Origin of the sequence: Sinorhizobium alkalisoli (genome assembly GCF_008932245.1) — a bacterium.
Lineage (GTDB): Bacteria > Pseudomonadota > Alphaproteobacteria > Rhizobiales > Rhizobiaceae > Sinorhizobium > Sinorhizobium alkalisoli.
The window spans coordinates 433,928-446,740 of sequence record NZ_CP034910.1; the positions used below are offsets into that span (position 1 = coordinate 433,928).

Annotated in this window: 13 protein-coding genes and 1 pseudogene; 7 read left to right on the plus strand and 7 right to left on the minus strand. The window is 63.1% G+C overall.

Translation table 11 applies throughout. The annotated features are described in order from the left end of the window. The first annotated feature begins 155 nt into the window (after positions 1-155). Genes EKH55_RS19675 through EKH55_RS19690 form a run of 4 tightly spaced genes read left to right on the plus strand, consistent with a single transcriptional unit; the run spans position 156 to position 4,157 of the window. On the plus strand, positions 156-1,109 hold the full coding sequence (locus EKH55_RS19675) for a carbohydrate ABC transporter permease (protein ID WP_069457676.1): 954 nt from the start codon (positions 156-158) through the stop codon (positions 1,107-1,109). A 1-nt stretch (position 1,110) separates the two neighbouring features. Further along, complete coding sequence (locus tag EKH55_RS19680; protein ID WP_151612620.1) at positions 1,111-2,178, plus strand: carbohydrate ABC transporter permease; 1,068 nt, start codon at positions 1,111-1,113, stop codon at positions 2,176-2,178. Positions 2,179-2,183: 5 nt separating this feature from the next. Beyond that, positions 2,184-3,248: an ABC transporter ATP-binding protein gene (locus tag EKH55_RS19685; RefSeq protein WP_151612622.1), complete on the plus strand. Its 1,065-nt coding sequence runs from the start codon at positions 2,184-2,186 to the stop codon at positions 3,246-3,248. 42 nt (positions 3,249-3,290) lie between these two features. Beyond that, positions 3,291-4,157 (plus strand): glycerophosphodiester phosphodiesterase, encoded by an 867-nt coding sequence (locus EKH55_RS19690; protein WP_192803842.1) that lies wholly within the window; start codon positions 3,291-3,293, stop codon positions 4,155-4,157. 55 nt (positions 4,158-4,212) lie between these two features. Here the strand turns inward: EKH55_RS19690 and greA are convergent, their stop codons facing one another. Then, complete coding sequence (gene greA / locus EKH55_RS19695) at positions 4,213-4,695, minus strand: transcription elongation factor GreA (protein ID WP_069457673.1); 483 nt, start codon at positions 4,693-4,695, stop codon at positions 4,213-4,215. A gap of 314 nt (positions 4,696-5,009) precedes the next feature. On the opposite strand from greA, the pseudogene EKH55_RS19705 reads away from it, so the two are divergent. The 3 genes and pseudogenes from EKH55_RS19705 to EKH55_RS30175 form a co-directional block, all read left to right on the plus strand. After that, a pseudogene (locus EKH55_RS19705) lies at positions 5,010-5,398 on the plus strand (YcnI family copper-binding membrane protein); the annotation flags it as partial. Positions 5,399-5,429: 31 nt separating this feature from the next. Next, a complete protein-coding gene (locus EKH55_RS30305; RefSeq protein ID WP_427915863.1) occupies positions 5,430-6,770 on the plus strand; it encodes a copper resistance CopC/CopD family protein in 1,341 nt (446 codons plus the stop codon). Positions 6,771-6,891: 121 nt separating this feature from the next. Next, positions 6,892-7,029, plus strand: coding sequence for a hypothetical protein (locus EKH55_RS30175; protein ID WP_345790241.1), 138 nt, complete (start codon positions 6,892-6,894; stop codon positions 7,027-7,029). Between the two features lie 66 nt (positions 7,030-7,095). Here the strand turns inward: EKH55_RS30175 and EKH55_RS19715 are convergent, their stop codons facing one another. The 6 genes from EKH55_RS19715 to EKH55_RS19740 all read right to left on the minus strand — a co-directional run bounded on the left by EKH55_RS19715 (position 7,096) and on the right by EKH55_RS19740 (position 12,813). After that, positions 7,096-8,175: an ABC transporter ATP-binding protein gene (locus EKH55_RS19715; RefSeq protein WP_151612626.1), complete on the minus strand. Its 1,080-nt coding sequence runs from the start codon at positions 8,173-8,175 to the stop codon at positions 7,096-7,098. Continuing rightward, positions 8,172-8,972, minus strand: a complete 801-nt coding sequence (locus EKH55_RS19720) for an ABC transporter permease (protein WP_151612628.1) — start codon at positions 8,970-8,972, stop codon at positions 8,172-8,174. Before EKH55_RS19720 ends, EKH55_RS19715 begins: the two co-directional genes overlap by 4 nt. 1 nt (position 8,973) lies before the next feature. Further along, positions 8,974-9,849 carry an ABC transporter permease gene (locus EKH55_RS19725; protein ID WP_151612630.1) on the minus strand — a complete coding sequence of 292 codons (876 nt, stop codon included), beginning with the start codon at positions 9,847-9,849 and terminating at the stop codon, positions 8,974-8,976. A gap of 118 nt (positions 9,850-9,967) precedes the next feature. Next, positions 9,968-10,978: an ABC transporter substrate-binding protein gene (locus tag EKH55_RS19730; protein ID WP_151612632.1), complete on the minus strand. Its 1,011-nt coding sequence runs from the start codon at positions 10,976-10,978 to the stop codon at positions 9,968-9,970. A gap of 39 nt (positions 10,979-11,017) precedes the next feature. Next, on the minus strand, positions 11,018-11,344 hold the full coding sequence (locus EKH55_RS19735; protein ID WP_151612634.1) for an NIPSNAP family protein: 327 nt from the start codon (positions 11,342-11,344) through the stop codon (positions 11,018-11,020). Positions 11,345-11,349: 5 nt separating this feature from the next. After that, the gene (locus tag EKH55_RS19740; protein ID WP_151612636.1) at positions 11,350-12,813 is read right to left on the minus strand and encodes an aldehyde dehydrogenase; all 1,464 of its coding nucleotides are present in this window, start codon (positions 12,811-12,813) and stop codon (positions 11,350-11,352) included.

Consider the following 12,813-nt stretch of genomic DNA (forward strand, 5'->3'; position numbering starts at 1 on the left):
TCGCGGCTATCCACCGGGCGGCGCCGGCCGAGGTTGCGAGACCTCCTAAGCAGACATTCATGGGTTTACCCACGAATGTCTGCTTGGGTTTGCCAGGGTCTGATTGCAAAGCCATGGGGCACTTTTGCAGAACCTGCTTAGGTGTGAGTCGAACAATGGCGACGATAGCAGACGAACTCGCGATTGAGCGTCGGGGCCATGCGGCGTCGGCGGCGCGCCGGCGCACGAATTTCGTGATCTTTCTCGGCCCGGCGATCGTGCTCACGATCCTCTTCTTCGTTCTCCCGGTGATCATCGATATCGCAGTGTCGTTCACCGACCTCGGCCGCTCTCTGCGCATCACCGAGTTCACCACCGAGCAATACCAGAAGGTCTTCCGGACCGATCGCCGGCTGACACAGGTGATAGGACTGACCTTCATCTATGTTTTTGGCACGCTGGCGATCTTCAACGTCACCTTTGGCCTGATCCTCGCCATCACCACCACGGCGATCCAGAATGTATCCGGCAGCTTCTTCCGGGGTGTGTGGCTGCTGCCGCGAATGAGCCCGTCGGTCCTCTACATTCTGCTCTGGCTATGGGCGGTGAGCCCCACCGAGGCCGGCCTCGTGAATCAGGTGCTCATGCGGGCTTTCGGACTCGATACGCCGCTCGACCTGCTGACCACGGCGCCAATCGCGCTCATCATCATCTCGAACGGCTTCATCGGTGCTTCGATGGGCATGATCATCTTCACCGCCGCGATCCGCGGGATCCCGGAGCACCTGTTTCACGCTGCGGCAGTAGACGGCGCCGGAACATTCGCAAAGATCCGCTTCATCACCCTGCCGGCGCTGCGTTGGCCGATCAGCTTCGTGACGATCTACCAGACATTGTCGCTGCTGGTCAGCTTCGAATACATCCTGCTCCTCACCAAGGGCGGCCCCTTCTACGACACGACCGTCTATGCACTTTACGTCTACCGTCGCGCCTTCGAGAGCGGCCAATACGGCTACGGGGCGGCGCTGGCGCTTTTTCTCATCGTCATCGGCATAGTCGTCGCTCTCATCGGCTGGCGGTTCTTCGACATGGAGCGTCTGCTGCAGCGCCCGCGTATCGAGGTGCATTGAGATGGTCACGCAAGCCATGGACGATTGGGATGCATTGGCAGCGCGGGCGCGGCGCGCCCGGCGCTCGAAGGCGGTCGTCCTCTACGCCTTCTTGATCGCCGTGTCGCTGCCGATCATCCTCCCCTATTTTTGGCTCGTCACGATCGCTTTCTCCGCCAAGACCGGCGTCGCCGAGACAGCGGTCCTGTGGCGCTCGATGGCTGTGGTCGTGCCGGCCGTCATCGCCTTCTGGCTTGTTGCCGCGCTCGCCCAAAACAGACGCCAATTGTGGATCGGCGTTGCCGCAGTCGCCACGGTCGCTGTCTTCTGCTTCGCTCTCCTGGTCGGGCCCGACCTGCACCTCGGCAATTTCATCTTCCTATGGGAGCCGGACTTCGCCTCGGTGGTGCGTTCGCGAGTGGGTGAAGTCAGAGGCGCGGTCCAGTTTCCCAATGTCTGGCATGCCTTCGGCAACTCGATCCTGATTGCCGGTTCACAGACTGCCATCGTCGTCACCGTCGCCTCCTTGGCGGCCTACTACCTGTCGCGCTTTCAGTTCCCTGGCCGCTCGTCGATGCTTCGCTCGCTTCTAGTGCTCCACGCTTTCCCCGTGTTGACGCTGATCGTGCCGATGTTCCTGATGCTCTACTGGATTGGACTCCTCGACACGCTTTCGGGGGTCATACTCGTGCTTGTCGCCTTCGAGTTGCCGTTTGCGATTTTCATCATGAAGGGCTTCTTCGACGCCGTGCCCTGGGACATCGAGATGAGCGCGCTCACCGACGGCGCGTCACGGCGGCAGGCATTCGTGAGCGTGGTGCTGCCGCAGGTGCGGAACGGCGTCCTTGCGATCGCCGTATTCACCTTCATCCGCGGTTGGGAAGAGTACATCTTCGTATTCACCTTCCTGATCAGAAACAGCAATTGGACGATGAGCCTCTATATGTACTGGGTGCGCGATGACGTCATGGGCGTCGACTACGGCGTCGTCTCCGCGGTCGGCGTCTTCTACCTTGTGCCAAGCCTCATCCTCTACATGGCCGCGCAGCGCTATCTCATGCAGATGTCGATCGGCGGCGTAAAGGGCTGACGAGGATGGCGAAGATCGAATTCCGAAACATCTCGAAGCGCTTCGGTTCCGTCGAAGTGATCCCCGATATGAACCTCGTGATCGAGGACGGCGAGTTCGTCGCGCTTCTCGGCCCCTCTGGCTGCGGCAAGTCGACGAGCCTGTTCATGCTCGCCGGCATCTATCTGCCGAGCGGCGGCGAGCTCCTCTTTGACGGCCATATCGTCAACGAGGTGGAGGCACGCGACCGCAATGTCGGCATCGTCTTTCAATCCTACGCGCTCTACCCGCATATGAGCGTGCGCGACAACATCCTGTTTCCGCTACGCTTCAAGAAGACGCCGCGCGACGAAGCTCTCGATCGGGTGAAGGCGGCTGCGGAGCTTGTTCGGGTCGCAGAGCTTTTGGATCGTCGCCCGAGCGAGCTTTCCGGCGGCCAGCAGCAGCGCGTCGCCCTTGCGCGCGCCCTTGTGAAGAAGCCGCAGTTGCTGCTCCTGGACGAGCCGCTTTCCAACCTAGACGCATCCCTTCGCCTTTCCATGCGCAGCGAGATCAAATCGCTGCACGAACAGCTGGGCGTCACGACCGTTCTCGTCACCCATGACCAGATCGAGGCGACGACCATGGCCGACCGTATCATCTGCATGCGCGCCGGGCGCATCGAACAGGTGGGAACGCCGGACGACCTCTATCTCAGGCCGTCGAGTCTGTTCGTCGCCGGTTTCATCGGCTCGCCGCCGATCAATCTCATCGCCGGCGAAGCCCAGGCCGGCATGGTCACCGTAAATGGCATCCGATTTCCGGTCGTAGGCGCGTCTGGGTTGGTGACGGTCGGGCTGAGGCCGGAGCATCTCCGCTTCGGCGATACCGGCTTTCCCGGCCGTATCGCTCAGGTCGAACCGATGGGACGCGAGGTCCTCTATGTCGTCGAAACCGGTATGGGCGCCGTGCGTGTACTGGAACAGGGTTCGTCCGTCGAACACACGACGGGAAAGCAGGTAAAGATCGGCTTCCAGCCCGAGAATTCGCTTGTGTTCGACACCGAGGGACAAAAGCTCATCGCCGGCGCGCATGTGCGTGCACCGGATTGACAAGATGAGGGCAGTTGCCCCTCAGGGTAGGAGTCCGCGTCGGTGACAGCTTTCGAGACGGGCGACCGGACATCGAACACGCCGGTGGCAGTTGAAGGGCCACATGGCCCTGTTCGACTGAAGTGGCACAAACTGCGCAGGCACCTCACCGAGGCGCCCTTCAAGCGCTCGAACCTCGCCCTCGGCTGGCAGCTCGGCGCGAGCCTCGAGATCGATCTACTCGCGACCGCCGACAGCCGCTTCGCTGTTCTCCACGACGCAACGCTCGGTCCATCGACGACCGGCCGGGGCCATGTTGCGCGCATGCCGATCGCGGCGACGCGAGGGCTTTTCCACCGGGACGCCGCCGGCGCGCCGGATCCCGATGCACCGGTGTTGTCGCTCACCGAACTGGTGGCGCCTCTACGAACGCTGCCGAGGGCGCCGTCGGCCATCCTTCAGCTCGACCTCAAGCTGCTCCAGGGACAAAGGCTACCGGATGCGGCGATCGCCGATGCGGCGGCGGCCGTCGCCGGGCTCGGGGACGCCATCATCGTCGGATCCCATCATCTGGACGATGCACGTCGTCTCGTCGCCGCCATTCCCGGAGCGAGGCTCGGCTACGATCCGATGCTGGCGGTCTCCCGCCAGCCGACCCTTCGCGAACCTGAGCGACTCCTGCGCCACATCGAGCGGCGCAGGCTGGGCGTGAGCCTCGCCTACCTCCGCTTCGACGCCATCCTCGCCGCCGAGAGGCAAGGCTTCCCGCTCGCCAGGCGTCTTTTGGATCTCGGCATCGAGACAGACGCCTGGACGGTCAACCCGGGCCGGATCGGCATCGACACCATTCTCCGCACACTCATGGAAGCGAATGTGCGCCAGGTCACGACCGACGCTCCGGGTGCGATCTTTGCTGCTGTTTCGTTTTAACCGCCGGCGCCTGCCGGACTTTTCTCTTGCGAGAGCCGCAAGCTTTTGGAGCGCTCTACCCGATGGCGACGATTTCGAGCTCTTGATCGCCTACGCTCACAATGTGCCCTACAGCTCTGCCCATCAGCAGCCTCGCGACCGGGGACACATAGGAAATGGTTCCGCGCTTGGGATCCGCCTCATCCTCCCCAACGATGCGATACGTCTGCACCCGTCCGTCGTCACGGCTGAAGGTTACCGTGCTCCCGAAGCCAACAGTGGCAAGTGAAGTCGGGTCGGGAACGAGCTGAGCCGTGCGAATTCTTTCTGCAAAGTAGCGCAGATCACGCAACGGGCTCGCCGCTTGCCGCCGTCGCTCGTTAACATCTTCGATTGTGCTGATAGCGTCATAGGCTTGGCGCGCCTGTTGGAACTGCAATTTCAGAGCCTTCAATCCCGCTTCCGTGACGAGGTTCGGATGAGGCGAGACGGGACGGTCGGGCAACAGAGTTTCCGCAGCCGTTTCGGCACTTTCTTCCTTGGTGAAGGCGACACTCAATGATCGGACTCCTTATGAGCGCCGTGCGCTCTCCATCGTGTCTCTCGGAACGGTACAGCTGACGGCGATGGTCGCGCACTCTCCAAGATTATGCCGGGAGGACCAGCGTGCCACGGCTGGCAGGCTGATGAGTGGATCATCGCTCATTTGGGTGATGGTTTCCAGCCTCATGTAGCGGGTGCGCTGCGCCGCAATTCTACCGGCGTCATCGATATGCTCATTACCGCTCGTTCGGCCATACCGCACAACTGCAGCCCGCTCCGATTCCGCCGTAGTTGATATGGAACAATGAAGTGTGTACCAGTCCCGGGTAGGGCAAGCCTACGATCGCGGCGCGCGTTCAGCCACCGGAAGGTGTCATTGCGGCGAAGCCGATGCCGAAACCGGTTGGACGCTGGAGAAGATCAAGGGGGCTTACGAGAAATCCTACGACTATTACGGCACGCCAATGAATGAGGGCGTGAAGGAGATCGTCTGGAAGGGTGGCAGTCTCGCCGATGAAGACTATGACGAGTTCGTGTTCCGAGCGTTGCTGACCGATAGCCTGCCCGTCGGCAAAACACTTTATCTGTCCGTCGTCCAGGAATGCCAGGATGGCGCCGCCGAGCGGCGGATCGAGACTCCGGCCGGGGGGCAGTCGAGCGATGATCTCGAATATCCGGCGCCGGGAATCAACCTGCTTGAAAAGACGGGCACCCACTGATCAAGCTCGATCGGCAGCTCCGGTAACCGCGATGAGAGGACACTTCACCCTCGCCATGCCAGCGGCCCTCTCTCGCATTGCGAGGGTGGTGACGCTTGCGCTGTTCGGCGTTCTCGCGCAGATCGCCGTCGCTTCCGCGCACGCGTCGTACACCTCGAGCAATCCCGAAGACGGCGACGTCGTCGAGACGGCCCCGTCAAGATATGCCATCGCCTTCAGCGAACCGGTGTCGCCGCTATCGCTGAAGCTGGTGCGGCCGGACGGCTCCTCGATCCCGCTCGAGCGCTTCGAGGTTAAGGACAAGACCGTCGAGATCGTTGCGCCGACCGGCCTCGGCCGCGGGACGCATGTGCTGAGCTGGCGCGTGATTTCGGCGGACGGGCACCCGGTCGGCGGTTCGGTTGTGTTCTCCATCAACGAGGCGGATGCCGCGCCTCCGCCGATCGTGGACGAGATCGACCGGACCGTTCGCGCTGGCGTCCTCGGTTCGAAGGTGGCACTCTATATCGGCCTGTTCATCGGCGTCTGCGGCGTGTTCGCGTCGGTCTGGCTGCTCGGCGGCTCCCGGCCTGGCCGCAATGTCGCCGGCGGCGCCCTCGGCATCGGCATTCTTGGTGCTCTCGCTTCCGCCGGTTTCCAAGGGCTCGATGCGCTGGCGGCACCCGTGGCGCGCATCGCCGAACCCATTGTCTGGTCCACGGCCATGGCGACAAGCTTCGGCCATACGGTCGCCGTCGCCGTCCTCGCCTTCACCATCGCCGCGGCGGCTCTCCTATCGGGCAAGGGGCCGATTTCGCGCCCTTCTTCGTTCCTCGCCTTCATTCTCGCCGGGCTCGCGTTGTCGCTGAGCGGCCATGCGGCCGCGGCACAGCCACAATGGCTGATGCGCCCGGCGGTCTTCGTTCACGCCGCGGCGATTGCCTTCTGGGTGGGAGCGCTTGCGCCTCTGGGTCTTGCTTTGAAAAGAGCTGACCCGGCGGCGGTCGCCGGATTGCGCCGCTTCTCTGCGATGGTTCCCTTTGCGGTCGCGGCCCTTGTCGGCGCCGGGGTTACGCTGGCCATCGTCATCTCACGCTCTCTTCGATACGGCCCATGGCCGCGTCCTTGTCGTAAAATTGGGGCTCATCGCCGGGCTGTTCCTGCTCGCCGCCATCAATCGCTGGAGCCTTACCGCGCCGGTTTTGGCCGCGATGGCCCCGCCACCACGCGGCTGGTTCGCACGATTGCCATCGAGACGGCGATCGTGCTGCTGATCTTCCGGTCGCGGCGTCCTGGCGTTTCACGCCGCCGCCGCGCGCCTTGGCCGCCGCCGCGGCTCAGCCTGCGACGGTGCATATCCACACCGGCAAGGCGATGGCCTTCGTTCAGGTGATGCCCGGACGCGCCGGCGACGTCGACGTTTCGATCAGCGTGCTCACCGGTGACTTCCGCAAGGAGGTGACGCTCGTCCTGTCCAAGCCGATTCGGGCATTGAGCCGTTCAGGCGACCGGCCGTGCGGCGCAGCGAATCGGACTGGCGGATTGACCGGATTGCCATCCCGCTCCCAGGCACCTGGCGTGTCCGCGTCGATATCCTGATCAGCGACTTCGACATGGTAAGGCTCGAAGGACAACTCGACATTCAGCCATGAGGGCAATGAACTGAGCGTATGATGTCAAACCGGCCGCAAGGCGCCGAATGGCTCGAAGTTCCGCCTTCATTGACCGAAGACATGCGCCGCTGCGGCGTCGAATTTCAGCCAGACCGCATCGCCGCGATTGAGCCCGGAAATCGCTTCATGCCCGAATGGAAGGCGGACGGAAAGATCGTTGCCTTTGCTGGTCTTGGTGGCCACATGGACGTTGTTGCCGAGGAAGGTGATGTCGCTGACCGTGACGGGCAAAGCCGCCTCGGACCGAGTCCTGGACAGGAGCAGCCGCTCCGGCCTCAGCATGAGTGCCGCCTTGGCTCCGGAGGATGCAGCCCCATGGAGGGGGACGTTCGAGACGGTCATGCTGTCGCAGATCGCGATCTCGGCCCGGCCATTGGCCGCAGAGACGACATTGCACGGCAGAAAGTCGCTGTCGCCGATAAATTCTGCCACGAAGCGGGTGGCGGGATTGGTGTAAAGCTCTGGCCCCGTGCCGATCTGGTCGATCACGCCCTTCGAAAAGACGGCAATGCGATCGGAAAGGCGAAGGGCTTCCTCCTGGTCATGCGTGACATAGAGGATGGTCACTTCCGTCTGCTGGTGAATCCGACGGATTTCGTACTGGATTTCCTCACGCAGCTTCTTGTCGAGCGCGGAGAGCGGCTCGTCCATCAGCAGCACGGGCGGGTCATAGGCAAGCGCGCGCGCCAGGGCGACGCGCTGCTGTTGACCGCCGGACATCTGCGCAGGCTTGCGGTCCTCGAAGCCCTCCAGCCGGACGAGCTTCAGCATCGCGCGCACCCTGGCATCGATCTCCGCCTTCGGCCGCCGTCGGACTTTCAAGGGAAAGGCGATGTTTTCGCCGACGGAAAGATGCGGAAACAGCGTATAGCGCTGGAACACCATGCCAATATTGCGCTTGTGCGACGGCGTCGCCAGCAACGTCTCGCCATTGAGCAGGATCTCGCCGCGCGTCGGGTTCTCAAAGCCGGCCAGGATGTAGAGCGTCGTGCTCTTGCCCGATCCCGACGGCCCGAGAAAGGTCAGGAACTCCCCCTGTGCCAGATCGAGATTGACATCCTGCACCGCCGTCACCGGTCCGTATTCCTTGCGGATGCCCCGGATTTGCAGGAAGGGTTTACTCATGATTTCAGTCCTTTGCGAATGACGGCAACGAGCAGCATCAAGAGCACCGTCAAGAGGATGAGAAGCGTCGAGGCCGCCGCGACGACCGGCGTGAGATCCTGCCGCAGCGTCGCCCAGATTTTCACCGGAAGCGTCTGAAGCGTCGGGCTCGACATGAAGATTGCGACGACCACCTCGTCCCAGGAGGTCAGGAAGGAGAAGATCGCCGCGGAGAAAATGCCGTGGCTGATCGCCGGCAGCGTCACCCGGATCCTGGCTTCCAGCGGAGACGCACCGCAAAGCACGGCTGCATCCTCGATCGATTTGTCGAAACCCTCGAGTGCACTGGAAATCGACAGGATCGAAAAGGGTAGCGCCAGCACGAGATGGGAAATGACGAAGCCGGTCAGGGTTCCATTGAGCCCGATCTGCAGGAAGAATGCATAGAGCGCCACCGCGAGCACGACCACCGGCAGGATCATCGGCGTCAGGAAAAGCGCCTTCAACGCCTCCCGGAAGGGGAACCGCCCGCGCGTCAGGCCGAAGGATGTGACGAGTCCGAGGAGAACCGAGAGAACGGTGACGATGATCGCGATCCGGAAGCTCGTCCAGGCGGATTGGAGCCAGCGCGGATCGGCGAGAAGCTCCTGATACCATTTGAGCGTCCAGCCGGGAGGCGGAAAGATCAGCCATTGCGACGAGCCGAAGGACAGCGCCGCGATGAACAGGATCGGCAGAAGCAGGAAGGCCGTGGTCGCGAGCGTGATGCCGATGAGCACGAGCTTCCACCAGCCGAGGCGATCGAAGTTCAAAAGCATCTCAGCGCCCTCCCAGGCGATCGGTGCCGAAGAAGCGCAGCTGGACGGCATAGAGCGCCAGCGTGACGACCAGGAGCACCAGGGCCGCCGCCCCGCCCATGCCCCAGTTGACGAGAGACTGGACGAATTGCGCGATCAGTTCGGCAAGCATCATGTTCGCAGTGCCGCCGAGCAGCGCCGGTGTGACGAAGTAGCCGAGCGACATCACGAAGACCATGAGCGCGCCGGCCGCCATGCCCGGCATCGCAAGCGGTAAGAGGACGCGCACGAGTGACTGCCAGCGATTGGCGCCGCAGAGTGCGGCCGCCTGGAGGATTGCCGGATCGATCTTCCGGATGACGCCGTAGAGCGGCAGGATGATGAAGGGCAGCATGATGTAGGTCATGCCGATCGTCACGCCGGTCAGGTTGTTGACGAGCGGAAGCGGCTGGTCGATGAGCCCCATTCCGATCAGCAGCTTGTTGATGACGCCGGTGCGCTGCAGCAGCACCATCCAGGCATAGGTGCGGGCAAGAAGGTTCGTCCACATGGACAGAAGCAGGATGGCGAAGACGACCGAAGCGAGGCGGCTCGGCATGATGGCGAGCGCCCAGGCAACGGGAAAGCCGATCAGCAGCGAGATGAACGTGACCAGACCGGAAACCGCGAAGGTATTTGCGAATACCCGCAAATAGGTCGAGGAGCCCAGCAGCTCGGCATAGTTGCCGAGCCCCGGCACAGGCTCGGTGACGCTGCGCGTCAAGAGTATCGCGACGGGCAGCACGAAGAACAGGGCCAGCAGGCCGAGCGCCGGCAGTGTCAGGTCGAAGTCGGTCGGCCGCCGGGCGCGCACGGGCGCATAGTGTTTTGCGCTCGCGGTTTCGGTTTGCGCTACCATCCTTGTCTCTCCTTCCCCTAAAGCGTCAGGGCGCCGTCTGAAACGGACTGCGCACCGCCTTCAGGCCACCAGAGCAACCGGAAGAACGCCGCCGCGTCCTTCCGGCCCCTTCCGGTGGTTACTCCGTCTGCCAGGCGTACCAGCGCTCCCCGATCGCATCGCGATTTTCCGCCCAGTAGTTCATGTCCGCATTCACCTGGTTCGCCGTCTGTGCGTCCGGCAGCGTCTTGGCCAATTCCGCATCCATCAGCTTCGGGGAGTCGAGATTGGTCGGCGCGTAGCCGGTCGCCTTGGCCAGGTCGGCTTGCGCTTCGGCAGAAGTGGCCAGTGCGATGAACTGCATCGCCGCTTCCTTGTTCTTCGCGCCCTTCGGCACGACGAGCGAGTCGGCGGCGGTGATGTTCTGCTCCCAGGAGGTCTCGACATTGATACCGCTCTCGGCAAGCGCGGTCATGCGGCCGTTCCAGAGACTGCCGAAGGGCGCCTCGGCGGAAGCGAGAAGCTGCTGCGACTGCGCGCCGCCCGACCACCAGATGATGTCCTGCTTGATTGTGTCGAGCTTCTTGAAGGCGCGGTCGAGGTCGAGTGGGTAGAGCTGATCCGCCGGCACGCCGTCGGCGAGCAGTGCCGCCTCGATCACGCCCGGCGCCGACCACTTGTAGAAGGCCCGCTTGCCGGGGAATTTCTCGGTGTCGAACAGGTCTGCCCAGGTCTTCGGGCAGCCGTCGACCGCATCCTTGTTGCAGCCGATGACGAAGGAATAATAGAAGCTGCCGACCGAATAATCGGTGACGAAACGCGGATCCAGCTTGGATTTGTCGATGACGGAGAAGTCGAGCTTCTCGAGCAGGCCGTTCTTGCCGGCCTGCGCCGCATAGTCACCCTCCACGTCGACGACATCCCAGGTGACGGCGCCCGCCTCGACCATCGCCTTGAGCTTGCCGTAGTCGGTCGGCCCATCCTGCAGCACGTTGATGCCGGTCTTCTCGGTGAACTTCTCGGCCCAGGCGATCTTCTGCGCGTCCTGGGTCGTGCCGCCCCAGCTCGTGAAAACAAGGTCCGCGGCAGCCGCCGGCATGGCTGTTGCGATGGTCGCGGCGGCAGCCGCCAAAGTGAATAACTTCTTCATGTTCCCTTGCTCCGTGGTTTCGGTTCTTGCTTGGTTGTTCTATGGAGCGCTGCCGCTGATCGGCGAAAAGCGCGCCGCCTTCATGATCTTGTTTTCCGCGACTTCTATGAGATCGCCTATCTTGGGGAGGAAGGCCCGCCAATCCGGGTCGTCCATAAGTGCAGCCCGGCGTCTCTCACGGTCGTCGAGGCTCGAATAGGCCCAGATGTGGACGATCTCGTTGATGGGCCCGATCTCGGAAAAGAAGTAGGCGACGAGTTCGCCGAGATGCTTCCTCTGAATGGCAATCCCTTCTTCCTCCACCACCTTCAGGTAGGCGGGGATCGCGCCGTTCTTCAGCCGATAGGTGCGGATCTCGTAGAACATCGCCGTCACCGCATCACGAAGGGATCGGGGATCGGATCGTCCGAGGTCCGGAGCCAGACGGTCTTCGTCCGCGTATAGTCGAGCGCGGCTGCGAGGCCGCCCTCGCGCCCGTGACCGGAAAGCCCGAAACCGCCGAAGGGCGCGATCGGGGAGACCGCCCGGTAGGTATTGACCCAGACGATCCCGGCGCGGATCCCCTTCATCAGCCGGTGCGCCCGGGTGAGATTCTGGGTGAAGACACCGGCCGCGAGACCGTAGGGCGTGTCGTTGGCGAGACGCAGGGCCTCGTCCTCGGTCTCGAAGGACAGAACCGACAGCACCGGACCGAAGAATTCGTTGTCGAGGGACGGCGACGCACTGCCATCGCAATCGAGAATGGTCGGTCGATAATAGAAGCCGTCGCCTTGGGGAGCGCTGGCCCCCGTCACCACTTTGGCACCGCTGGCAAGCGAGCGGGCGATCAGCGCCTCGATGTGCGCGCGCTGCCGCTGGGTGGCAAGCGGCCCGACCTCCGTCGCCATATCGAGCGGGCTGCCGATCCGGATCGTGTCAGCCTTGGCCTTGAGGATTGCGAGGAAGCGGTCCTTGACGCTTCTCTCGACGATCAGCCGCGAGCCCGCGACGCAGCTCTGGCCGGTCGCGGCAAAAATCCCGGCGACTTGCGCATTGGCGGCACTTTCGAGATCGGCATCGGCGAAGACGATGAAGGGAGACTTGCCGCCGAGTTCGAGCGAGGTCGAGGCGAGATTTTCCGCCGAATTGCGCACCACATGCCGCGCGGTCTCGGGACCGCCGGTGAAGGCGATATGGTCCACCTGCGGATGACGGCTGAGTGCTGCGCCGCAGGACGGGCCGAAGCCGGTGATGATATTGACGACGCCGGCGGGAAAGCCCGCCTCGTGCACCAGCCGGGCAAATTCGAGAAGCGGCGCCGGCCCGTCCTCCGAAGCCTTCACCACCATGGTGCAGCCGGCCGCCAGCGCCGGACCGATCTTCACCGCCGACAGGAAAAGCTGGCTGTTCCAGGGCACGACCATCGCCACGACGCCGATCGGTTCTCGGCGCAGCCACACCTCCATGTCCGGCTTGTCGATCGGCAGATGCGAACCCTCGATCTTGTCGGCGATCCCGGCGTAATAGCGATAGTAATCTGCGACATAGGCGATCTGCGCCGAGGTCTCGCGGATGATCTTGCCGGTGTCCCGGGTCTCCAGCTCGGCAAGTTTCCCGGCATTCCCGGCTACGAGATCCGCAAGCTTGTAGAGCAGCTTGCCTCGCTCGGACGCGGAAAGTTTCGCCCACGGCCCGTCATGAAGGGCGTTGCGGGCAGCCTCGACGGCCCGATCGACGTCCGCTTCCCGTGCCTCAGGCATCTCCGCCCAGGCAAGGCCGGTGGCGGGGTCGATGCTTTCGAACCGGGCTTCGCCGTCCGCGAATTCGCCATCGATGTAACACTGGAAGCGCTGCAT